21 protein-coding genes are annotated in these 22,981 nt (G+C 57.4%); 12 read left to right on the top strand and 9 right to left on the bottom strand.

Annotated features, from left to right (window positions below):
• Positions 1–8: 8 nt before the first annotated feature.
• A complete protein-coding gene (adhP, locus tag ACE3MN_RS13625) occupies positions 9–1,019 on the bottom strand; it encodes an alcohol dehydrogenase AdhP (protein ID WP_004138079.1) in 1,011 nt (336 codons plus the stop codon).
• A gap of 255 nt (positions 1,020–1,274) precedes the next feature.
• On the opposite strand from adhP, the gene ACE3MN_RS13620 reads away from it, so the two are divergent.
• Both ACE3MN_RS13620 and ACE3MN_RS13615 read left to right on the top strand, forming a co-directional pair.
• Positions 1,275–1,874 carry an inorganic diphosphatase gene (locus ACE3MN_RS13620; protein WP_142476770.1) on the top strand — a complete coding sequence of 200 codons (600 nt, stop codon included), beginning with the start codon at positions 1,275–1,277 and terminating at the stop codon, positions 1,872–1,874.
• A 200-nt stretch (positions 1,875–2,074) separates the two neighbouring features.
• Positions 2,075–3,031 (top strand): bifunctional helix-turn-helix transcriptional regulator/GNAT family N-acetyltransferase, encoded by a 957-nt coding sequence (locus tag ACE3MN_RS13615; protein ID WP_049086267.1) that lies wholly within the window; start codon positions 2,075–2,077, stop codon positions 3,029–3,031.
• 37 nt (positions 3,032–3,068) lie between these two features.
• Here the strand turns inward: ACE3MN_RS13615 and ACE3MN_RS13610 are convergent, their stop codons facing one another.
• The 4 genes from ACE3MN_RS13610 to ACE3MN_RS13595 form a co-directional block, all read right to left on the bottom strand.
• Positions 3,069–4,781, bottom strand: coding sequence for an ABC-F family ATP-binding cassette domain-containing protein (locus ACE3MN_RS13610; RefSeq protein WP_375364076.1), 1,713 nt, complete (start codon positions 4,779–4,781; stop codon positions 3,069–3,071).
• Between the two features lie 322 nt (positions 4,782–5,103).
• Positions 5,104–6,801, bottom strand: a complete 1,698-nt coding sequence (locus ACE3MN_RS13605; RefSeq protein ID WP_004138070.1) for an NAD-dependent malic enzyme — start codon at positions 6,799–6,801, stop codon at positions 5,104–5,106.
• Positions 6,802–6,985: 184 nt separating this feature from the next.
• Positions 6,986–7,126, bottom strand: a complete 141-nt coding sequence (gene sra, locus ACE3MN_RS13600; RefSeq protein WP_004101955.1) for a stationary-phase-induced ribosome-associated protein — start codon at positions 7,124–7,126, stop codon at positions 6,986–6,988.
• 236 nt (positions 7,127–7,362) lie between these two features.
• On the bottom strand, positions 7,363–8,214 hold the full coding sequence (locus ACE3MN_RS13595; protein WP_375364075.1) for a Vmh family MBL fold metallo-hydrolase: 852 nt from the start codon (positions 8,212–8,214) through the stop codon (positions 7,363–7,365).
• A gap of 114 nt (positions 8,215–8,328) precedes the next feature.
• Here ACE3MN_RS13595 and ACE3MN_RS13590 point away from each other — a divergent pair, with 114 nt between their 5' ends.
• From ACE3MN_RS13590 to ACE3MN_RS13560, 7 genes are all read left to right on the top strand, one after another.
• The gene (locus ACE3MN_RS13590) at positions 8,329–9,231 is read left to right on the top strand and encodes a LysR family transcriptional regulator (RefSeq protein WP_004138067.1); all 903 of its coding nucleotides are present in this window, start codon (positions 8,329–8,331) and stop codon (positions 9,229–9,231) included.
• Positions 9,231–9,710, top strand: coding sequence for a GNAT family N-acetyltransferase (locus ACE3MN_RS13585; protein WP_004138066.1), 480 nt, complete (start codon positions 9,231–9,233; stop codon positions 9,708–9,710). The genes ACE3MN_RS13590 and ACE3MN_RS13585 overlap by 1 nt, the downstream gene beginning before the upstream one ends.
• Positions 9,711–9,789: 79 nt before the next feature.
• Positions 9,790–10,221, top strand: coding sequence for an OsmC family protein (locus ACE3MN_RS13580; protein ID WP_004138064.1), 432 nt, complete (start codon positions 9,790–9,792; stop codon positions 10,219–10,221).
• Between the two features lie 115 nt (positions 10,222–10,336).
• Positions 10,337–11,206 (top strand): oxygenase MpaB family protein, encoded by an 870-nt coding sequence (locus ACE3MN_RS13575; protein ID WP_160183577.1) that lies wholly within the window; start codon positions 10,337–10,339, stop codon positions 11,204–11,206.
• A 197-nt stretch (positions 11,207–11,403) separates the two neighbouring features.
• Entirely contained in the window at positions 11,404–12,312 is a 909-nt protein-coding gene (locus tag ACE3MN_RS13570) for a cation diffusion facilitator family transporter (protein ID WP_024358213.1), read from the top strand.
• Positions 12,313–12,515: 203 nt separating this feature from the next.
• Positions 12,516–13,433: a bestrophin family protein gene (locus ACE3MN_RS13565; RefSeq protein WP_375364073.1), complete on the top strand. Its 918-nt coding sequence runs from the start codon at positions 12,516–12,518 to the stop codon at positions 13,431–13,433.
• A gap of 189 nt (positions 13,434–13,622) precedes the next feature.
• A complete protein-coding gene (locus tag ACE3MN_RS13560) occupies positions 13,623–15,923 on the top strand; it encodes an FdhF/YdeP family oxidoreductase (RefSeq protein ID WP_049090375.1) in 2,301 nt (766 codons plus the stop codon).
• Between the two features lie 44 nt (positions 15,924–15,967).
• Here the strand turns inward: ACE3MN_RS13560 and ACE3MN_RS13555 are convergent, their stop codons facing one another.
• Positions 15,968–16,585 carry a LysE family translocator gene (locus ACE3MN_RS13555; protein ID WP_049090376.1) on the bottom strand — a complete coding sequence of 206 codons (618 nt, stop codon included), beginning with the start codon at positions 16,583–16,585 and terminating at the stop codon, positions 15,968–15,970.
• Positions 16,586–16,670: 85 nt separating this feature from the next.
• Positions 16,671–17,483, bottom strand: a complete 813-nt coding sequence (locus ACE3MN_RS13550) for an AraC family transcriptional regulator (protein WP_049090377.1) — start codon at positions 17,481–17,483, stop codon at positions 16,671–16,673.
• A 157-nt stretch (positions 17,484–17,640) separates the two neighbouring features.
• Between ACE3MN_RS13550 and ACE3MN_RS13545 the strand changes: the two genes are divergently transcribed.
• Positions 17,641–18,546, top strand: a complete 906-nt coding sequence (locus tag ACE3MN_RS13545; protein ID WP_004138046.1) for a LysR family transcriptional regulator — start codon at positions 17,641–17,643, stop codon at positions 18,544–18,546.
• On the opposite strand, the gene ACE3MN_RS13540 is transcribed toward ACE3MN_RS13545, so the two are convergent.
• A complete protein-coding gene (locus tag ACE3MN_RS13540) occupies positions 18,515–19,420 on the bottom strand; it encodes a LysR family transcriptional regulator (protein WP_024358208.1) in 906 nt (301 codons plus the stop codon). The two genes, ACE3MN_RS13545 and ACE3MN_RS13540, sit on opposite strands and share 32 nt — an antisense overlap.
• 104 nt (positions 19,421–19,524) lie before the next feature.
• Between ACE3MN_RS13540 and ACE3MN_RS13535 the strand changes: the two genes are divergently transcribed.
• The gene (locus ACE3MN_RS13535; RefSeq protein ID WP_116943678.1) at positions 19,525–20,688 is read left to right on the top strand and encodes an MFS transporter; all 1,164 of its coding nucleotides are present in this window, start codon (positions 19,525–19,527) and stop codon (positions 20,686–20,688) included.
• A 17-nt stretch (positions 20,689–20,705) separates the two neighbouring features.
• On the opposite strand, the gene ACE3MN_RS13530 is transcribed toward ACE3MN_RS13535, so the two are convergent.
• Complete coding sequence (locus tag ACE3MN_RS13530) at positions 20,706–22,115, bottom strand: MFS transporter (protein ID WP_024358207.1); 1,410 nt, start codon at positions 22,113–22,115, stop codon at positions 20,706–20,708.
• 288 nt (positions 22,116–22,403) lie between these two features.
• Between ACE3MN_RS13530 and ACE3MN_RS13525 the strand changes: the two genes are divergently transcribed.
• Entirely contained in the window at positions 22,404–22,913 is a 510-nt protein-coding gene (locus tag ACE3MN_RS13525) for an anti-virulence regulator CigR family protein (RefSeq protein WP_024358206.1), read from the top strand.
• The last annotated feature ends 68 nt before the right edge of the window (positions 22,914–22,981 follow it).

Genomic DNA, 22,981 nt, shown 5'->3' with positions numbered 1-22,981 from the left:
TCCGACGATTAGCGGCGGAAATCAATGACCATACGACCGCGAATCTGCCCCTGTTCCATCTCTTTAAAGATCGCGTTGATATCGCCCAGCGGGCGCAGGGTGACTTTTGGTACGACTTTACCTTCCGCGGCGAACTGGAAGGCTTCGGTCAGATCCTGACGGGTGCCGACCAGTGAACCGACCACTTCGATACCGTCGAGGACCAGACGCGGAATGTCCAGGCTCATTGCTTCCGGGGGCAAGCCTACCGCCACCACGCGTCCACCGGCGCGAACCGCGTCTACCGCTGAGTTGAACGCCGCTTTCGCGACGGCGGTGACCACTGCGGCATGCGCGCCGCCGGTTTTCTCGTGAATGATTTTGGCCGCGTCTTCGCTGCGTGAGTTGATGGTCAGGTCCGCGCCCATTTCCGCGGCCAGCTTCAGCTGTTCATCGTTAACGTCAAGGGCGATCACTTTGGCGTTAAACACGTTTTTGGCGTACTGCAGCGCCAGGTTGCCGAGGCCGCCGAGGCCATAGATGGCGATCCACTGTCCGGGTTTGATATGGGAGACTTTTACCGCTTTATAGGTCGTCACGCCCGCGCAGGTGATGCTGCTGGCCGCCGCTGAATCCAGCCCGTCCGGCACTTTGACCGCATAATCGGCCATGACGATGCACTCTTCCGCCATACCGCCATCGACGGTATAGCCGGCGTTTTTCACCGAGCGACACAGCGTTTCATTGCCGCTGTTACAATATTCACAATGCCCGCAGCCTTCGAAGAACCATGCGACGCTGGCGCGATCGCCCGGTTTCAGAGAATGCACGCCGGGGCCGACCTGCTGTACGACGCCCACGCCTTCATGGCCCAGAATGACCCCGGTTTTATCGCCAAAATCGCCGTTTTTAACGTGCAGGTCGGTGTGGCATACGCCGCAGCAATCCATTTTTAATAGGGCTTCGCCATATTGCAGTGGACGAAGCGTTTTTTCCGTAACATTGACCTGATGATCTTGCGTGACGACAGCAGCTTTCATTCTGTTCTCCTTATTGAACATAAGCGTATTAACACAGTTTTGTTTTTTACGCATGTTAAGGTTTAGCTTAAATCCTCACAAAATCAAGGGGATAATTGCTGTTCCTTGCTGGGGGGAGTTTTATGTGCCGTTTTTTTAATCAGATTTATTAATGAAATTCTCATCACATTACCGTCATCGTTACGTCATGCACGCTTCATTTGCGGCCTCTATCGTTCTGTTTTTCAATTCTTATAACGAAAGAGCGACACGACAATGCATCTGGTGAAAACACTCCTTGCCGCAGGCCTTCTGCTTTCCGCTACCGCCGAGGCGCAGAACGTGCTGGATTTCCCGCAGCCGAAAAACAATCCTGAAGAGTTTTATGCGGTGACCGAAATTCCCGCTGGCGGGATTATCAAATATGAAACCGACGCCAAAACCGGCTTTCTTATCGCCGATCGTTTTCAGTCAATGCCGGTGGCCTATCCGGCTAACTACGGCTCGCTGACCCAATCCCTGGCAGGGGATGGCGATCCGCTGGACGTGGTGTTTTACACCCGTGCGCCGATGGCGCCGGGAACGCTGATTAAGCTGCGCGCGATTGGCGTGCTGAAGATGATTGATGGCGGCGAGAAGGACGACAAAATCATTGCCGTTCCGGCCAGCAAAATCGACCCAACCTACGATGAGATCAACACGATCGGCGATCTGCCGAAAATTGAGCAGGAGCGTTTGCAGGCTTTCTTCCGCGTTTACAAACAGCTGCCGGAAGGGCGTAAAAAAGTGGAGCTGAACGGCTTTAATGATGCCGCCGCCGCGAAGCAGGAAATTAAAGCGGCATGGGATGCCTGGAAAGCAAATAATGCGCAATAAGCGTAAAAACAGGCATCGCCCGGTGCCTGTCGCTTTTTCTTCGCCTTATTGTCCGCAGAACGAGGCAATACGCTACGAAAGCGCCGATGACCCCCGATTTGATGCTAACGCGGGCGGATGACCGGAAAGTCCAGGGCATTGACACGTATGTCCTGAAGATGGTTGTATTATGCAACCATTTGCGACCAGGCTGACTGACCATGACCTCATCCCCGCTTATTGATGAAATTCGTACCGCGTCGCGCCTGATGGTGCGGGAGCTTGGCTTTATGCGCGCGACGCTGGCCGCCACGGACTATTCACCTTCCGCCGTACACACCTTACTGGAAATATCGCTGCGCGGGGCGATGACCGCCGCGCAGCTGGTGCAGATTCTGGGGCTCGAAAAATCGAGCGTTAGCCGAATGCTCGCCCGCCTGGTTACCGCCGGCGAGCTCCAGGAAATACCCTCCGCCGGCGACGGGCGTTTTAAGCAGCTTGCGTTAACGGCCAAAGGCGCGGCGACGGTGGCAAAAGTTAACGCCTATGGCGCAATGCGGGTGGTCAACGCGCTGGCGCACCTGAGCGACGAGCAGAAACAAGGTGTTGCTCAGGGCCTCACCGACTGGGCCTGGGCGCTGGAAAAATGTCGCGACGTTGAGGCGACCGCCGCGAAACAGGCGATTGCTATCGTTACCGGCTATCGTCCGGGAATGATTGGCCGCATTGCGCAGATGCACGGCGAGTACTATGCGAAGCACTACGGATTTGGTCACTTTTTCGAGAGCAAAGTGGCCAGCGGGCTGGCGGAGTTTTCCGGCCGTCTTGATAAACCGCGCAATCAGGTTTGGCTTGCCGTGCAGGGCGAGCAGATTGTCGGGTCGGTGGCGATTGACGGCGAAGATCTCGGTAACAATCAAGCGCATCTGCGCTGGTTTATTCTCGACGATAGCTGTCGGGGAAGCGGTATTGGCCGCCGTCTGCTGAATGAAGCGTTGGCTTTTTGCGATAGCCAGGGTTTTGCTGCGGTGCAGCTGTGGACCTTCAGCGGGCTGAACGCCGCCCGCAGGCTATATGAATCCTTCGGCTTCACGCTGCATAAAGAGTGGCAGGGGGATCAGTGGGGGCGGATGATGACCGAGCAGCAGTTTAGCCGGCAGCAGGCCCGCGCTGAATAATCTCCCGGCGCGAATCGCCGCGCCGGGAGAACAGCATTTAGCTTAATTTCGTATTGATCGTCGTCATCTCCTTACGCCACTGCGCCTGCAGCTGCGGTTTTTGATGTTTTGGCTTGCGCGCCAGATCGTCGGCCAGCAGCTGCTCAAGCGTGATTAACCGCTCCAGCAGCGCATCATGATCGTCCTCTGCTTCGCGGCTGTTCACCGTTGTTTCCTCGATGAGCGGACGGCGAACGGCGGCGCGTAAAACGTCATACACCTCGTCGGCGCTTTGCCATTCGCTCAGCCCGCGCTCGTCGATAAGCCAGAAGCGATTGCAGCTGTGGTTGATGAGCTCGCGATCGTGGCTGACCAGCAGCAGGCCGCCGGGGTAGTCGTTCAGCGTCGCCGCCAGCGCCGTTTTGCCATCCATATCTAAATGGTTGGTGGGCTCATCCAGCAGCAGCAGGCTATAGCGGGCCAGAGACAGGCCGACGAACAGCAGGCGCGAACGCTCGCCGCCGCTTAAGGTGGCGACCTTTTGCCCGTGACGCGCCCAGATAAATCCGGCGGAGATCAGCGCCCGCCGGCGCGTTTCCGCCGCTGGTTCAAAGGGCTCCAGCGCGTCGAGAAGGGTGTCGCCATCCGCCAGCTGATGCAGGGTCTGGTCGTAGTAACCGGGCTTCAGCCGCGGATGCAAACGCAGACCGGGATCCGTCGTTTGCTGCTGCATTTGCCGCCACAGCAGACGCAGCAGCGAAGACTTGCCGCAGCCGTTACGCCCCATCACCGCCACCCGATCGCCGCTTTTCAGGCGCGCCAGGCCCGCGGTGAACAGGGCCGGCAGACCCGGCGCGGGCGGAACGGGGAGCTGTTCCATCTCCAGCAATCGGTCAGCCCGCAGCATGTCGCCGCGCAGCGCCAGCCGCCAGGGCGTTCCATCGGTGAGCTCGGTTTGGCTCTCCTTCAGGCGCTGAACCTGCTTTTCCATCTGCTTGGCTTTGCGCGAGAGATCTTCGTTATCATACGTCCGGCCCCAGATGGCCAGCCGTTTAGCGCTGGCGGCGACCCGGTCGATCTCCTTTTGCTCCGCTTTATGGCGCAGCGCGTCGCTGGCGTCCTGGGCTTCCAGCGCCTGACGGGCGGCGCTGCAGGGCAGGGAGAAGGCGTGCAGGGTTCTGTCGCGCAGGATCCAACTGGCATTAGTTACAGCATCCAATAGGATATTATCATGCGACACCAGAACGAAGCTCCCCTGCCAGGTCTGCAAGAAGCTTTCCAGCCACAGGAGGGTCGGCAGGTCGAGGTGGTTTCCCGGCTCATCCAGCAGCAGGAGATCCGGTTGCTGGATCAGCGCTCTGGCAAGCAGCAGCCGGGTGTGCTGACCGCCGCTAAGCGTCGACGCCCGCTGCAGGACCTCATCTGGCGTAAAACCCATCTCCGCCAGCAGCCTTTCCGCTTGCCAGCGCTGGCTCTCACGCTCAAGCACCGGAAGTTTCGCCAATACCGCCTGCAGCAGAGGCTGCGCTAACAGCGTATTGGGTAGATGCTGTTCCACTCGCGCCATCAGACAGTGATTGGCCAACGCCACGCTACCTGAATTGGGCACGATCGTGCCGTCCAGCACCTGTAGCAGAGTACTTTTTCCGCAGCCGTTGTAGCCAATCAGGCCAATACGGTCGCCTTTTTTCAGGGTAAAGGAGAGGTTTGTGAACAGCGGGCCAAACGCCGTATCAACATGAAGAGATTGTGCAGTTAGTAATGTGCTCATTGGGAACTTACTCAAGAGTTACAGGCATGTGAATGCCTCGTCAAACATCGCTGACGATAACCCGGTAAGCCCGAGGGAAGGGAGTTAGTCTTTGGTTTCTTCGCTCAAGCTGAAGTTATCGCAGTACGATACCGATAACGCTTGAGCTGGTGCGATCGCCAAATGCACGTGAAAAAAACATTTCACAGTACGACATGGGATCCTCCTTTTCTATTCAGTTAGTTGATGGGTGCTGGCAGTGTAGAGGGAGAAGAGCGTTTTGGCTAGCTGAAGAACAGAAAAAGGCCTGCAAAGCAGGCCCGTTATACAGCTGATTTTCCGGTTAAATCGACGTCCGGCGGTAGCTGCGGTACTCCGGCTGCCAGAAGTTATCGGCAATCGCCTGCAGCAGCGCTTCAGCTGAGGTTTTCACCGCCACGCCTTGTTCCTGCGCCACCTTACCGACCGCGAAGGCAATCGCCCGCGAGACGGTCTGGATATCCTTCAGCTCCGGCAGGACCGGGCCTTCACCGTTATTCACCAGCGGCGAGTGTTTCGCCAGGGTTTCGCTGGCGGCCATCAGCATCTCATCGGTCACGCGCGACGCGCCCGAAGCGATCACGCCGAGGCCAATTCCCGGGAAGATATAGGAGTTATTGCACTGGGCGATAACGTACTGTTTGCCTTTGAGCGTGACCGGGGCGAACGGGCTGCCGGTAGCAACCAGCGCCGCGCCGTCGGTCCAGCTGAGGATATTTTGCGGCGTGGCTTCCACCCGGGAGGTCGGGTTGGACAGCGGCATGACGATTGGCCGCGGGCAGTGCTTATGCATCTCGCGGATAATCTCTTCGGTGAACAGACCCGGCTGGCCGGAAACGCCGATCAGGATGTCCGGTTTGACGTTGCGTACCACGTCAAGTAGCGACAGCACATCATTCGTGGTGTCCCACGCTTGCAGATGCTCACGCTTTTGCACCAGTTTGCTCTGGAACGGCAGCAGGTTCGGCATGGCGTCGGTCAGCAGGCCGAAACGGTCAACCATAAACACGCGCTTGCGGGCTTCCTCTTCGCTTAACCCTTCGCGCTGGATCTGGGCGACGATCTGCTCGGCGATACCGCAGCCCGCGGAGCCGGCGCCGAGGAAGACAATTTTCTGCTCGCTCAGCTGGCTGCCCGCGCCGCGGCTGGCGGCGATCAGCGTACCGACGGTGACCGAAGCGGTGCCCTGGATATCATCGTTAAAAGAGCATACCTCGTGGCGATAGCGGTTGAGCAGCGGCATGGCGTTTTTCTGCGCGAAGTCTTCGAACTGCAGCAGCACGTCCGGCCAGCGGGCTTTAATCGCCTGGATAACGTCGTCGACAAACTGATAGTACTCGTCGTCGGTAATACGCGGGTGACGCCAGCCCATATACAGCGGATCGTCCAGCAGCTGCTGGTTGTTGGTACCGACGTCCAGCACTACCGGCAGCGTGTAGGCCGGGCTGATACCGCCGCAGGTGGTATACAGCGACAGTTTACCGATCGGAATGCCCATCCCGCCGATACCCTGGTCACCGAGGCCGAGAATACGTTCGCCGTCGGTCATCACGATCACCTTGACGTTGTGGTTCGGCACGTTTTGCAGAATATCGTCGAGGTTATTGCGGTTCTGATAAGAGATAAACACGCCGCGGGCGCGACGATAGATCTCAGAAAAGCGTTCACAGGCGGCGCCGACGGTCGGGGTATAGATAACCGGCATCATCTCTTCGAGATGGTTGCCGACCAGACGGTAGAACAGCGTTTCGTTAGTATCCTGGATGTTGCGCAGATAAATGTGTTTGTCGATCTCGGTTTTAAATCCCTGGTACTGGATCCACGCGCGTTCGGCCTGCTCTTCAATGGTTTCGACCACTTCCGGCAGCAGACCCAGCAGGTTGAAGCTGCTGCGCTCTTCCATGCTGAAGGCGCTACCTTTGTTGAGCAGCGGAAATTCAAGCAGCACGGGGCCGGCGTAAGGGATGTAAAGAGAGCGGTTTTTCTTATGGGTGAATTGCATCGCACTAACTCCTTGATAATCGCTTCAGCCCGGGCGCGGCGACAGGCGGGGGGCTGGCAGGGAATGGCAGCGTGCAGAGTATAAGGCAGATGGCATCAAAGGAGAGTAAACAAGAGGACGATAGCGTTAAAAAAACACCATCCTGTGGAAAGGACGGTGTTTTTATCATCATTCAGCTGAAAAGTTAGCCACCGCGGCGTTTGCGGCCGGTGGCGCGAACATGGTTAACCGTGGTTTCCGCATCGCCCTCCAGCAGCACTTTTTTCTGCTGAGAAAGCTTGTAGTTCAGACCGAGAAGATGACGTGCCTGTTGGTTCGATTTCATTCTTACTCCTTTATCCTGTGTCGGTTTCAAGGACAAGCCCGACGGGTGTCGGACGAAATTTAACCCTTAAGTACGCCGCTCATTTTTAGCGCGGCGATAATCAGCGTGGCCCATTTTGCCGGGATTAGCAACGTTGCGGCGGCAGATTAAGAACAGTCTCTTCAGCGGACCGCGGTTTGTCGGCCGGATAAGGCCTCAGCCGCCATCCGGCCGACATACCCGCGCGATAGCCGGAATTACCACTTCATTTCGCCGGTATTCACCCTGGCGCTTAGATCCAGCGAACTCTCTTCCGCCAGTCCCGGCCAGCGCTGTTTCATCGCCTTGATCACGCCGGCGGAATCTTTGTGCGCGTTGAGCGCCTGCTCAAATTGGGTCAGATAGTCGCGAGTAAAGGTAATCGCGCGGTCGCCTGCGGGCGGCGTACCCAGGTAATGGCCGGGGATCACCTGCTGCGGATGCAGCGCGGACATCTCATCGAGCGTATTGATCCACTGCTGGCGGCTTTCGACGCTCTGGGTGTCCGCGGTCCAGACGTGCATCCCCCACGCCACGCCGGTGCCGCCAAGAATGGCTTTATTCGCCGGGATCCACACATAGGCGGCGTAATTTTGCGGCTGGCGGATCTCCACTTTTTCGCCGTCGATGGAGAAGGTATTGGTCGTCAGCGCTTGCGGGACGTAAACCTGCTTCGGCGCGCCGTCCTTCATCTGCGGGCCCCAGTAGGCCAATTTGGCCTCCTTGGTGGCGTTAATATGTTTAACCACTTCCGCGGTCGCCACCACTTTGGCGTCCGGGAAGGCCTTCACCAGCGGCTCGAGGCCGAAGTAGAAATCCGGATCGCCGGAAGTGATCACGATGCGGGTCAGTTTTTTACCGCTTTTCTGAATCATTTCAACCAGCTTCTCGCCATCTTTAACGCTGAACTGGGCATCGAAAAGCACCGCTTCATGCGGGCCGGAGGCGAGGGTGGAGTTCACTGCGAAAATGGCGTTTTCCTGCGGGTTGTAGGTTTGCAGCGTTAAAGGGGCGGCCAGAACGGAAGTACTGAACAGCGCGGTCGCGATAGCCAGGGCAGATAATTTCATATTCATTTTCTCTTGGTCAGGTGAATGAGCGCTATTTTACGGATTTCCTGATTTGCGAAAATTCCTGAAAAAAGAGATGCTGAGTTTCATAAAACGTGCAGATGGAAATCAGTTATGGATCGGGTAATCGCCGCGCAGGTGTATATGCGCATTTGTGAACTGGGGAGTTTAAGCGCCGCCGCGCGCGCGCTGGGGATGTCGCGCCCGATGGTCAGCCGCTATCTGGAGCAGATGGAGCAGTGGGCCGGTACTCGACTGGTCCACCGTTCCACCCGCAAACTGACCTTAACGGCCGCCGGTGAAAAGGTGCTGCAAAAAACGCGCACCCTGACGCAGCTCTCGGATGAGATCGCCGGGCAAAGCGAGCGCGCGATCCCCAGCGGGACCCTGCGCGTCGCCTGCGCGCACTTCACCGCCATGCAGCTTATTTCTCCGCTGTTACCCGATTTTCTCGCCCGCTATCCGCAGCTGCGCCTGGAGCTGGATATCAATAATCACCCGGTGAGCCTGATTAGCGAGCGTATCGACGTGGCGATACGGATCACCGATAACCCGGAACCGGGGGCTATCGCCCGCCGCCTTGGCGTATGCCGTTCGGTGCTCTGCGCTTCGCCGCGCTGGCTGCAGCAGAACGGCCCTCTGCAATCGCCAGAAGATCTCGCCCGCCACAACTGTCTGCACTACAGCCATTTTGCCAGCCAGACGTGGCAGTTTAGCGACCCCGACGGCGAAAGCGTAGCGGTGGCGGTTTCCGGCAACCTTAGCGCCGGGATCTCTTCGCTGCTAATGGAGGCGGCGGTCGCCGGCTGCGGCATCGCGATGCTGCCGGAGCTGGAGGCGCAGCGGGCGCTTAACGGCGGGGCGCTGAAACAGGTGTTGCCGGCCTGGCGGCCAAAACCGTTAAGCGTGTATGGGATTTACCTCTCCAGGGACTACCAGCCGAGCGCGCTGCCGCTGTTTCTTGGCGAGATTCAGCAGCTACTGGCGCAAACTCACGATATAAAAGGAAACCTATGATGATAGTGCTTCGCCCCATGCGTAATGAAGAGTATCCCGCTTATCTCGACTATTTTATCCCCGACTACGCGGCGGAAATCTCGGCCAATTATGCGCTTTCGCCGGCGGCCGCTTTAGCCCAGGCGCAGCGCGAAATCGCCGCGGATCTGCCTGACGGCGTCAATACCTGCGGCCAGGTTTTATGCTGCTTATTCGATGACAGCGACGGAGCAGAAAAGCGGGTCGGCTATCTCTGGTACAAGCCGGATGAAGAAATGCGCTCCGCCTTTATCTGCGATTTTTATATTTATCCGGCATTGCAGGGGCAAGGGTTGGGTAAACAAGCAATGGCGGCTTTTGAGCATGCGCTGAAAAGCCAGGGCATCAGCCAAGTTAAGCTGCGCGTCGCCGGGGATAACCCGCGCGCCCGCCATCTCTACGACGCCGCGGGTTTCCGCGTGACCGGCGTTAATATGAGTAAAAATATCCCGACGGATTGATCTGAAAAACGCCGCGCGCCGCCCAAATGCGTAAGGGGGTTCTATACTTAACCCTTTAATGTCAAAAAGGAGCGATATTATGGCAATCCATAAGAAAGGTCAGGCGCATTGGGAAGGGGATCTGAAAAGCGGTAAAGGAACCGTCTCTACCGAGAGCGGCGCGCTGAACCAGCAGCCTTATGGTTTTAACACCCGTTTCGAAGGCGTGAAGGGGACCAACCCGGAAGAGCTGATCGGGGCCGCACATGCCGCCTGTTTCTCCATGGCGCTATCGCTGATGCTGAGCGAAGAGGGCTACACCGCCACCTCCATTGATACCGTGGCGGTGGTGACGCTGGATAAATCCGGCGGCGGCTTTGCCATCACCCAAATCGCGCTGCAGAGCAAAATCGTGCTGCCAGGCATCGAAGCCGATGCGTTTGACGGGATCATTCAAAAAGCCAAAGCCGGTTGCCCGGTGTCGCAGGTCCTGAACGCAGAGATAAGCCTCGACTACCAGCTTAATCCTTAATCTCACTGGCGCCCGCCGTCGGCGGGCGCTCCTGCCTTGAAAGCCATCGTTGGCAAATGCCCCCGGCGTGAATTAATGCTATCTTTGCCGCTCACGGAAAAGAGCAGGTAGGGTAATGATCGGCATACGTAAAACCATTGAGGCTCAGGTTCTGGGCTTAACCGGGATAGCGCTAAAAGAGATCGATTTTGAGCATCCCAAAGGGGAACCGGGGCTATTTGGCCCGCAATCGGCGATCTGGCAGGTTCACGGCGATTTTACCTCCATGCTCTGCGGCGGCGTCAGCGCGCTGCTGTTACAGATGCTGCATCCTCTGGCGTTGGCGGGGGTCTGGGATCACTCAAACTTCCGTGAGGATATCTTCGGCCGCCTGCGCCGCACCAGCCAGTTTATTTCCGCCACCACCTTTGGTACCACCGCCGACGCCGAACGGCTGATCGCAAAAGTGCAGGGGATCCACCTGCGGGTCAGCGGCCGGGATAAAGACGGCACGCCGTATCAGGCCAGCGATCCGCACTTGCTGACCTGGGTCCACGTCGCCGAATGCAGCAGCTTTATGGCCTCGCATCTGCGCTATAAACGTACCGTGGTGAGCCCCGCCCGCCAGGAGCAGTATTATCAGGAAGCCGCCGAAATTGCCCGCCGCCTTGGCGCTCGGGATATCCCGGTGACGCCGCGGCAGGTTGCCGACTATCTGCAGGATATGCGCCCGGTGCTGCGCTGCGATGAGCGAACGCAGGAAGTGGCCGACGTACTGCTGTCGACCCGCCTGCCCGGTCGCCTGAGCCAGCCGGTTGGGCGAATGATGATGTGCGCCGGAATTGATCTGCTGCCGCCGTGGGCGCAGGAGATGCTCAATTTACCGCTGAGCGCAACGCAGCGCCACAGCGCGCGGATAGCGGTGCACGGCGTCGCTCGCGTACTGCGCGCGTCGGTGCGCAACGGCGCTTATCACTGCGCCATGCGCCGGATGAATCAATTTTAATTATTCAGGCTGCGTTTTACCCGGGAATATAGCCATGGCTATTATTGTCATGGCTATATTTTTTAAAAACAAACTATTCTCATTTATATATTTAGCGATGGTAAAAATAATTAAATCTTCTCTTAACGGCGGCGAATTATTCAGGAAAAATTAAGCCGAAGCGCGTACGTTATTTATTTTTTTACGGAGAAGCGAACATGAGCGGGATGACTGATGAGAATCGGCGTTCTCAGGTTGCGCGTAAAACGACGCTGGTCAGCGTGGTGGTCAACCTTTTTTTATCCAGCGCTCAGGTGCTGGCGGGCGTGTTTTGCGGATCGCAAGGACTCATTGCCGATGGTATCCATTCTCTTTCCGATTTAGTCGCCGATTTTGTCGTGCTGCTGGCGAATAAAAAAAGCCGCCAGCCTTCTGATGACGATCACCCCTACGGGCACTGGCGCTATGAAAACGGCGCTTCCCTGGCGATTGGCGCGCTGCTGTTACTGGTTGGCGCGGGGATGCTGTGGTCCGCCTGCGGCAAGCTGTGGCATCCGGAGTCTATCCAGAATGTGCATATTACCGCGCTGTGGGTGGCGCTCGCCGCGCTGGTCGCCAAAGAGATTTTATTCCGTTATATGCTAAGGGCGGCTAAGCAAATCCACTCTTCAATGCTGATTGCCAACGCGTGGCACGCCCGCTCAGACGCCGCGTCTTCGGTAGTCGTTGCGGTCGGCATCATCGGTAATCTGGCCGGTTTCGCGTGGCTTGACCCGGTCGCCGCGCTGGTCGTCGGCGCGCTGGTCACCCGCATGGGCTATACCTTTTCGTCTGACGCCCTGCATGACTTAATGGATCGCTCAGTGGACCGCGATACCGAGCAGCAGATAACCGCCACCATTCTGGCGACGCCCGGCGTTGCGGCGCTGCATGACCTCAAAACCCGCCGTGCCGGAGATTTCATTCTGGTCGATGTGCACATTGAAGTACCGGGAAATTTATCGGTTGCGCAAGGGCACGATATTGCGCTGACGGCGCGCTCGCGAGTACTAAATAGCCATAACGTTATGCATATGATGATTCATATCGACCCTTGTCGCGCGGAAATAGCCGCAATGAATACGTAGTTTATTCCCCAGAAACCTAAAGGATTTTATTATTCTGCGGACAATATTGCCTGGCAAATAAAAAAGGACCATAATTCAGCGGCTATTCTTTCATCGCTGATTAATAGCAGGTTGACGCATTGTCGTGTTTTTAAACAATATAAAAAGCCAATCGGCTAATAGAAAATATCTATTGCCCGTGCGAAATTTCAGGAAGTAATACAATGATTATCCGGCCAGAACAACACTGGTTTCTTCGTCTGTTTGACTGGCACGGCTCGGTGCTGTCAAAAATCGTCTTTCGCCTGCTGCTTAATCTGCTGATGTCGATTATCGCCATCATCAGCTATCAATGGTACGAGCAACTGGGGATCCATCTTACCGTTGCGCCGTTTAGCCTGCTGGGGATTGCCATTGCCATTTTTCTCGGTTTTCGAAACAGCGCCGGGTACAACCGCTTTGTTGAAGCGCGCAATCTGTGGGGAACGGTACTGATTGCCCAGAGAACGCTGGTGCGCCAGCTGAAGAATATCCTGCCGATGGAAAGCGTATCCCATCAGCGGCTGGTGAGCTATCTGGTCGCGTTTAGCTGGAGCCTGAAGCATCAGCTGCGCAAGACGGACCCGAGCGCCGATTTAGCGCGTTTGCTGCCGCCGTCAGACGTGGCGGACATTCTCGCCAGCTCGATGCCCACCAATCGTATTCTGCTGCTGGCGGGGGATGAGCTGGGGCGTCTTCGCGCGGAGGGGAAGCTCAGCGATATCACCTTCAGCCTGATGGACAATAAGCTAGATGAGCTCGGTCATGCGCTGGGCGGCTGCGAGCGCCTCGCCAGCACGCCGGTCCCCTTTGCCTACACGCTTATTTTGCAGCGCACGGTTTACCTGTTCTGTACTCTGCTGCCGTTTGCCCTGGTCGGCGACATGCACTATATGACGCCGTTCGTGTCGGTCTTTATCTCCTACACCTTTCTGTCATGGGATTCGCTGGCGGAAGAGCTGGAGGATCCGTTCGGTACCGCGGCCAATGATTTGCCGCTGAACGCGATGTGCAACACCATTGAGCGCAACCTGCTGGATATGACCGGGCAGCATCCTTTGCCGGCGCAACTTGAGCCGGATCGCTACTACAATCTGACCTAATTTGTATGTTTATTATTCGTTAAATAAGTTAAATCTAACGCGTGATAGATAACATTGATTATACAGTCTCGGCCCTGATTGTTATGCTTTCGTTAACAAAAATGCCCGTTACGCTGGCTGGTAGCGGGTGATAAGAATCACGCGGCGTTTCACCTGCTATCCGCCGCCGAAAGCGCATCAGGAGTGAACATGAGTAATAAAAGACGCGTCGTTCCCGGCGTCCATCCGTATGATGGCCCGGCGGGAGGCTGGGGTGCCTTAAAAGCCACCGCCATCGCCGTTCGTACGCAAATGGATGCGCTCGATGCCCCCGCGACGCTACTGCGAACCAATCAGCCGGATGGCTTTGATTGCCCCGGCTGCGCCTGGCCCGATAAAGAGCATAAATCCACGTTTCAGTTCTGCGAAAACGGCGCCAAAGCGGTGACCTGGGAGGCCACCAGCAAGCGGGTCACGGCAGAGTTTCTGGCGGCGAACAGCGTCACGTCGCTGCTGGCCCGGAGCGATTTCGAGCTGGAAGGCTACGGGCGTTTAACCCAGCCTCTGGCCTACAATAAGGCCAGCGACACCCTGCGTCCGGTGTCATGGGAAGCGGCGTTTACCCGCATTGGCGAAGTTCTTCGCACCCTGCAGCCCAATGAAGTGGAGTTCTACACCTCCGGGCGCGCCTCTAATGAAGTGGCCTGGCTGTTCCAGCTGTTTGCCCGCGAATACGGTACCAACAACTTTCCTGACTGCTCCAATATGTGCCACGAGTCGACCAGCGTCGGCCTGCCGCAGTCGATCGGCATCGGTAAAGGGACCGTCTCGCTTGATGACTTTGACAAAACCGAGCTGGTTATCTCTATCGGCCACAATCCCGGCACCAACCATCCGCGCATGATGGGTACGCTGCACGAACTGGCGCGTCGGGGCGTGCCGATTATCGTCTTCAACCCGTTAAAAGAGCGGGCGCTGGAGCGATTCGCCGATCCGCAGAACGTCATTGAGATGGCGACCTACAGCTCAACCAACATTGCATCGACCTACTTCCAGGTCAAAGCGGGCGGCGACGCGGCGGCGCTTAAGGGGATCGCGAAGGCGCTGTTAAGGCTTGAGGAGGAGCAGGGCGAGGTGCTGGATCGGACCTTTATCGATGAGCATACCCTGGGCTTTGCCGACTTTGCGCGGGATGTCGACGCGACGCCGTGGCCGGATATCGAACGCGAGTCGGGCCTGACGCGCGGCGATCTTGAACGGGTGGCGGCGGCTTACGCTAAATCTCACGCCACGATTATCACTTACGGCATGGGCATCACCCAGCATAACAAGGGCACTTCCAACGTACGCCTGATAGCTGACCTGCTGCTAATGCGCGGGAATATTGGCAAGCCGGGAGCCGGGATCTGCCCGCTGCGCGGCCACTCCAACGTCCAGGGCAACCGTACCGTCGGCATCACCGAAAAACCGAGCGCCCAGTTTCTCGCCAACCTGCAGCGGGTGTGTGGTTTTACGCCGCCGCAGGAGCACGGCCATGATGCGGTAAAAGCGCTGCAGGCGATGATTGACGGTGAATCGAAAGCGCTCATCTGCCTTGGCGGTAACTTCGCGGTGGCCATGCCGGATAGCGAACGGGCTTTTCCGGCGATGCGGGGGCTGGATCTGAGCGTCCATATTGGCACTAAGCTTAACCGCTCGCATCTTCTGGTGGCGAAAGAGACCTTTATCCTGCCGTGCCTTGGGAGAACCGAACTCGATATTCAGGAGACCGGACGCCAGTCGATCACCGTCGAAGATTCGATGTCGATGGTGCACGCGTCATCAGGCAAGCTGAAGCCCGGCTCGCCTGAGCTGCGCTCGGAACCGGCGATTGTCGCCGCAATGGCAACGGCGACGCTGCCGGAGAGCAAAATCGACTGGCAGTGGCTGGTCGCCGACTACGATCGGATCCGCGATCTGATTGAGCAGACCGTTCCCGGTTTTGACCAGTACAATCAGCGTATTCGCCATCCCGGCGGTTTTCGTATGCCGCTGCCGCCGACGGAGCGTATCTGGCCGACGCCGACCGGTAAAGCGATGTTCTCGGTTTTCCACGGCGTGCGCGAAAACCTACAGGTGGAAGGTAACGATGTGATGCGGCTGGTGACGCTGCGCAGCCACGATCAGTACAACACCACCATTTATGCCATGGACGATCGCTACCGCGGGGTGTTTGGCCGTCGCGACGTGCTGTTTATGAACGAGCAGGACATGGCGGAGCAGGGATTCGAGCATGGCGATCGGGTCGATATCAGCTCCGCGCTGCCGGGCCACCAGCAGCGGCTGGAAGATATCACGCTGGTCGCCTACAGCATCGCGCCGGGCACCGTTGCTGCCTACTACCCCGAAGCGAACGTGCTGGTCCCTCTCGATTATCTCGATAAAGAGAGCGGCACGCCGTCGTATAAATCGGCGCCCGTCCGTTTAACCCTGCGCTCGAAAGAGATCCGCCCGCTGGCGGGGCTGCGCTAAGCCGCCGTTTCGCCCACGGCGCGGATAGCGACGCGGGCGAACGGCTACCTTTGCGCCAGAATCAGCTTAATCCCCAGCCCGACAAAACCGGCGGCAAAGCTGACTCTCAGCCCCTGTAAAACCCTGGGGCGAGTCAGCACGTACCCGCGCATCGCCGCCGCAAAGGCGCCATAGAGCATAAAAACCAGCAGCGTCATCAGCATAAACATGGCGCTCAGGATCAGCATTTCCCGGACCGGCGAAGCCGAGCCGCGCTGCATAAACTGCGGCAGAAAGGCGAGAAAGAAGAGCGGCAGCTTGGGGTTAAGCAAATTGATCAGAATGGCGTGGCTGATGACCTGCCGCGGGTTGCGTTGCCCGACGCCTTCCACGCTCAGGCTGCCGCGCTGGGTCAGCGTGGCCCAGGCGAGGTACAGCAGCCAGGCGACGCCGGCGTACTTCACCAGTTCGAATGCGCCGGGCGTGCTGTGGAGGATGGCCGCCAGCCCGGTTATCGCCGCCAGCATATGCGGAATAATGCCCAGGGTGCAGCCGAAGGCCGCGGCAAAACTCATTCGTCTGCCCGCCGCCAGACCGGTGGCAATGGTGTACAGCGTCCCGGTGCCGGGAGCGATAACCACAATAAGCGAAGTCAAAAGAAACTCAGGGCTGATGAGCGCCATGATGTTATTCCTGATGTTGTGAATCGAGGCCCTGAGTATTTCGCAAAGCCGCGCGCCGGTATTGAACAAAATTGCACAACATCGGCTAGCGACTCGCCTGAACGAGCGCCTGATAGCTGCCCGGCGTGACGGCAAACTGTTTTTGAAACGCGCGGGTCAGATGGCTCTGATCGGCAAAACCGGCCATGAACGCGGTATCGGCGGGGGAGTAGCCTTCCGCCAGCAGACGGCGAGCCAGGCGTACGCGGGCCTGTACCAGGTAGGCGTGCGGCGTAATGCCGGTTTCACGGGCGAAGCCGCGGATCAGCTGAAAGCGGCTGAGACCGCAGAGGGTAGCCAGCGCGTCGAGAGAAATTTTTTCTTCCGGGGCGTCGTCGAGATATTGCCTGGCCAGCGCAATGGCGGGAGTGCCGATTTTGCCGGGCCGCCTGGCGCAAAGATGATATTGGCTCACCTGCATCAGGCAGAGCAGCAGCGCCTCTTCCACGGCGGTATCGTCGGGCGCGCTGGCGACGATCTCGCGAAACAGCCGCTGCATTTGCCCGCGCAGCTGCGGGTCGTCGACGACCGGACGCAGGAGGATCTCTTCGGCCTTCATCTCTCCCTGCAGTTCGTCGACAACGCGCTCAGGATCGAGATAGACCATCCGCCAGCTGCGTGGGCCCTCCAGCGGGATACCGTCGTGCATCTCGCCCGGATTAACCATAATGATATTTCCGGCGGCGGCTTCAACTTTGCCCAGATGGCTCCACGAACGCTGCGCGCCCTGAGTGAAAATCCCGATGCCGAACCGATCGTGGGAATGGCGCGAAAAGCTCTGTTCCGTGACTAACGATATGGCTTCCAGCCCCGGCATGGCTATCCGGTGCTGCTGAACGTGATGAAGGCGAGTTTTCAACGGTTTCTCCTGCCGGGGCATAGCATGAGTGTAGCCTCAGGCGCGCGGGAGGAGCAACGGTCGACCGGCGCTTGAATTTCATCAACGCTGAACATAACATTTAGCTAACATTTTGCCTGCGGCGCGGGCAGCAGATTGCGCAAACAGTGGATCATTAATGGATATCAAACAGCTTAAGTACCTGATTGCGCTCGACAGAACACGACATTTCGGCCAGGCCGCGGCGGCCTGCCATATCACCCAGCCTACGCTATCAATGCGGATCCGCAATCTTGAAGAAGAACTTAATCTGACTCTGATTCAGCGCGGGCAGCGGTTTGAAGGGTTTACCCCGGAAGGCGAGCGTATTCTGGCCTGGGCGCGAGCGCTGCTGGCGGCGCACGACGGGCTGGAGGCGGAGGCGGCTATCTGCCGCGGGCAGATGGTCGGCCAGCTCAGAGTGGGAATGGTGCCCTTAGCCAGCCTGAATCCGATGCAGCTGATCAAACCGCTGGCGGATAAATACCCGGAGTTGCAGTTCAGTCTGCTGTCCATGACCTCGGAACAGATTATCGACGGCGTCAGCCGCAACCAGCTGGATCTGGGGATCTGCTATCTGCATCACGTCGATAGCCAGCTGTTCAACGTGGTGTGGCTGCCGAACACCCGGATGGGTTTGCTGCACGATAAGCGCCATTTCCAGTTTGCTGACGCGATCCCCGGTTGGGAGACGCTGGCCTCGTTGCCGCTGGGCTTTTTGACCAAGGGCATGTACTACCGCGAATCGATTGAGATGAGCTTTAAGGCCAAGGGGCTGGCGCCAAAATACGTTTTCGAAAGCGACTCCACGTTTCAGATTATCCAGGCGGTGCAGGCCGGGATCTGCTGCGCGATTATGCCGCTGAACAACGGTCTGGAAGCGCTGAGCGATAATCTCGACATCAGACCAATCGCCGAGACGGAGGTCGACTCGACGCTGGCGCTGATCATGCGTAATAAAGAGCCGGTGTCGTCGCTGGCGGAAAAATGTTTTACCGATGCGCAGGTGATTTTTAGCGAACGTCGGCCATCTGCGACTGGATAAATTCAAGCCAGACGCGCGTTCTGGCGGGCATAAAGTGGCGCTCACGATAGAGGGCGGAGAGCTGTAACGGCGCCGGCGGCAGCTCCAGCGTGACTTCCTGGAGTTCACCGCGTTCGATAAACGGGCGGCAGGGTTTCTCCCCCAGAATCGCGAAGCCGACGCCGGCAAGCGCGGCGTGCAGGGCCATTTCGCCACTGTTGACGCGATAGTGGCCGTTGACGCTAACCTTTTTGAAGCTACCGTCCGCCGCGGCGAACTGCCAGGCTTGCCCCGCCAGGGCGCTAACGGTGGTAATACAGGGCAGCGTGGTTAATTGCTCGCTGTTTGTCGGCATACCCGTTCTGGCAATCAGCTGCGGAGAAGCGACCACGCAGCAGGGAAACGAAAAGAGCGGGCGCGCAATCACGCTGGCGTCTTCCATTTTGCCGCGGGTGATGATCACCGCAATATCCACATCCTCTTTTAACACCTCCGTGCCCGCCAGATTCGTGGTACAGCTCACGGTTATTTTCGGGTAGCGCAGGGCGAATTGCGCCATGAGCGGCGCAAACAGCGAGGGGCCAATCTCGTTCGGCAGGCACAGACGCAGCGGCCCTTCGGGTTCGGCCTGCTGCTGAGTCAGCTCGGCTTCCGTCGCGGCAAGTTGCTCCAGCAGCGGCCGCATACTGGCGAGCAGCGTCTGCCCGGCAGAGGTCAGCTTCATATGCCGGGTACTGCGCTGTATCAAACGCAGTTGAAGGCTCTCCTCAAGCTGTGAAATCTGTCGGCTTACGTTCGATGAGGGCATCTGCAGCGCTTTTGCTCCGGCGCTGAATGAGCCATTTTCCGCCACGGTGACGAAGACCCGCAGCGCGTTGAGATCCACTCTTTTCACTCTTGATTATCCCGATTTTGATAATTAACAACGCCACTTTTACCGGCTTATGCGCGGATTTACCAGCGGCTAGACTCTGCGCATTCCATTGTAAGGAGCTTTACATGCCCGGTTATCTGGTACGCGCAACGTTGATTATCGCTTTCGTTCAGTTCATCAACGCGCTTGAATATATGATTTTTAATCCCTTATTTACCTGGATGGCGCCGACGTTTCAGGTCCCGGTAAGCCAGGCGGGTTACGTCACCGGTATCTATACGCTGGCTTCAGTCATTTCGGGGATCGGCGTATGGCGATGGGTCGGTCAGCTTAAACCAAGGCGTTTCTTGCTCTGCAACATGGCCCTGTTGGGGGGATTAACGGCGATGACGCTAACCACCACCCGTTTTGACGTATTGTTATTCTGGCGTTTCCTTGCCGGGGTGGTCGGCGGGACCACGATGGGCGTGGCCAGTAGTCTGCTGGTCAACATTATGCCGCCGCAGCTGCGCCCTCGGGCATTGGCCTCAACGATTGCCGCATTCTCGCTGGTCAGCATTGTCGGCATGCCGACGATGCTATTTCTCAGTGAAAAAATCGGCTGGCAGAGTGCCCCCGCGACGATCGGCGGACTCTGTATAATCGCTTTACCGCTGATAGTCCTTGCGCTGCCGGAACAGTCCATCGAGGCGAGTCCTCAGGCGGGCTTGCGATGGTCATCCTCGCTGCTGTTTCATGCCTCCGGCAACGCCCTCGCGCAGTTCAGTCCAATGTTAATCATTCCGCTGTTGGTACCGCTACTTACGACTAAGCTGGGGGCCAGCGGCGACGAATTGCCGTGGCTCTTTTTCGCCGGCGGAGCGGCAGGGCTGTGCGCCACTAAATTGACCGGCAGGCTGTGTCAGCGTTATAGCGGCTACCGCATCAGCCTGCTGGGCAGTCTGCTGTTTATACTGAGCCTGAGCATTGCTTTTATCTTCAACCACGGCGGCGCACTGTTTATGCTGCTGTTTCTGGCTGCCGCCTACTGCCGCCTGGTGGCCTCATCGGCGGTGGCGATGCGTTTTCCAGCGGATAGCGCCAGGGCCGGGTTTACGCTTTTACAGAATACCCTGATGTCATTAAGCACGGCGGCGGCCTTTCTGCTTTCGTCGTGGTTGCTCTCGGTTGACGGGGGCGGCGAACGGGCGATGCAGGGGATATTGCTGCTCTGCGCCCTGAGCGCATTGCCGCTGCCGTGGCTGCTGCGGGTTCAGGAGAAAAGATTAGCCACGCGCGCCGCCGGCTAACCCGGCGGCGGCTAGCGTCAAATATTCTCCAGGCTGATCCCGCGGGTTTTCGGACCAAAGATACCCACCGACAGCATCACCATCAGCATGCTGGCGACGATAAAGCTAATCACCCCTGGGGTTCCGGCGTATTGCAAAATAACGCCGATCAAAATGCTGGTGATCGCCGTTGACAGCCGGCTAAAGGAGTAGCAGAAGCCAACCGCCCGCGCGCGAATGTGGGTCGGGAAGACCTCCGCCTGGTAGGCGTGATAGCTAATGGTCAGCCAGGCGTTTGACCAGGTGATCATAAACCCGCAAATCACCAGCAGCACCGGACTGTTCTGTAGGGCAAACAGGGTGCCAAACACCACCGTCATCAGCGCCGAAAGCACAATTTGCCATTTATTTTCAAAACGATGGACGAAGCGGGTGCAGAACAGGCAGCCAATCGGATAGGCGAGGGTAATAAAGAACGCGTACAGCAGGCTGTGGGTAATGCTCGCCCCCTGACCGGAAAGCAGGGCGGGCAGCCAGTTGCCGAAGCCAAAGAAGCCAATGGCCTGGAAGAAGTTCATCACCATCAGCATGATCGTGCGTTTGCGGTACTGCGGCGCCCAGATCGCTTTAAAGCTTCCCAGCCTGCGGCGGTTATGTTGCATCTCAATCCGGTGGCGCGGCGAGGGAGAAACGCCGCAGCGCTGTTCCATTTCGCACATCACCTTGTGGGCTTCCTCGTGGCGACCTTTTTCCTCCAGCCAGCGCGCCGACTCCGGCAGCTTCTTGCGGATAACCCAGATGATCAGCGAACAGAGCGCGCCGAAGATAATCACCCAGCGCCAGCCGGTCAGGCCGAAAAGGGCGATCGGCACCAGCATCCACGACATCAGCGCCACGGCGGGAACCGATAAAAACTGAATAAAGAAGGCGAAAGCAAAGGCTTTATTGCGCAGATGCGTCGGTACCCATTCGCTTAAATAAGTGTCGATCGTTACCAGCTCAATGCCGAGACCGACGCCCACCAGAAAGCGGCAGAAGATAACTCCTTCGGCGCTGCTTTGCAGGGCCATCATCAGCGAAAATACGCCATACCAGGCAAGGGCGAACATAAACGTCAGGCGGCGGCCCAGTTTATCCGCCAGCGGCGCAAGCAGGCTGGCGCCAATAAACAGCCCCATAAAGGTGGACGAGGCGAAGGCGGCCTGGTCGGAAATGCCGAAGATACCCTGTTCGCCGGTATGGAAAATATTCTCTGCCAGCAGCCCGGTGCTGATATAGCCGGTCTGAAAAAGATCGTACAGCTCGAAGAAGCCGCCCAGCGCCAGGAGGGTGATAAAAGACCACAGGCCAACGGAAGCGGGCAGCGCATCGATGCGGGCGGTCAGACTGGAGTGCGGATGTCCTGGGGAGGCGAACGCGGCGTCGCCCAGAACCTGGGTGGTAGACATATTGTTATTTTCCTCAGATAAAATGTTTGCCTGCTAATGTTATTTGATTGTTAATGGTTTTAAATTTTTAATCACATCGGTGAAATCGCATTTGCAGAATAAAATAGCGACAATGCTATCCGAGTAGAGTTGTATGCTGGTTTTAGCGCTTCATCCGCCCGCAGCCTGAAGGAATTCACCATCACACCGCTGAGTTTGATCTGGATTAAATTTAAGATAACGAGAGATTGTTGCGCTCTGGTTATTCACCTACATTCAAAGCGAGTACGACCACTCAGGAAAAAAATCATGTCCAGTAAGAAAGTCCTACAGGCAGCGCTGGCGGCGGCGCTTTCGCTGTCAATGATGGCAACGCCGGTCTTCGCCAATCCTGGCAACGGCAACGGCAACGGCGGCAGTAGCCATGGTAATAGCGGTAACCATGGCAACAACGGCAATAGCGGTAAAAACAACGCAGACAAGGGCAATCAGGGTCACAAACAGGGTAATCAGGGGCAGAGAAAAAATTACGGCAAACCCGATCATGTCTCTGCCGATATCAGCTTTTCCAGAGCGCGTTCGCTGGCGGTAAACTACGGTTTAACCGGCTACCAGTCGCTGCCGCCGGGAATCGCCAAAAACCTGGCTCGCGGCAAACCATTACCTCCGGGGATTGCCAAAAAAGCGGTTCCGGCATCGATGCTCAATGAACTGCCTTACTATCCAGGCTATGAATGGCGGGTGGTGGGTCAGGATTTAGTGCTGATCGCGCTAAGTACGGCGATCGTGACGTCGATAATTAATGGCGTTTTTGATTAGTGAATTAACCCCGGTTAGTGCCGGGGTTAGTTTTATCAGCACCGATTTAGCGCATTAAGGTCATTCTA

The organism is Klebsiella grimontii, from assembly GCF_042137965.1.
In the GTDB taxonomy this organism is placed as follows: domain Bacteria; phylum Pseudomonadota; class Gammaproteobacteria; order Enterobacterales; family Enterobacteriaceae; genus Klebsiella; species Klebsiella grimontii.
This window is presented reverse-complemented; position numbering and strand designations above follow the sequence as displayed.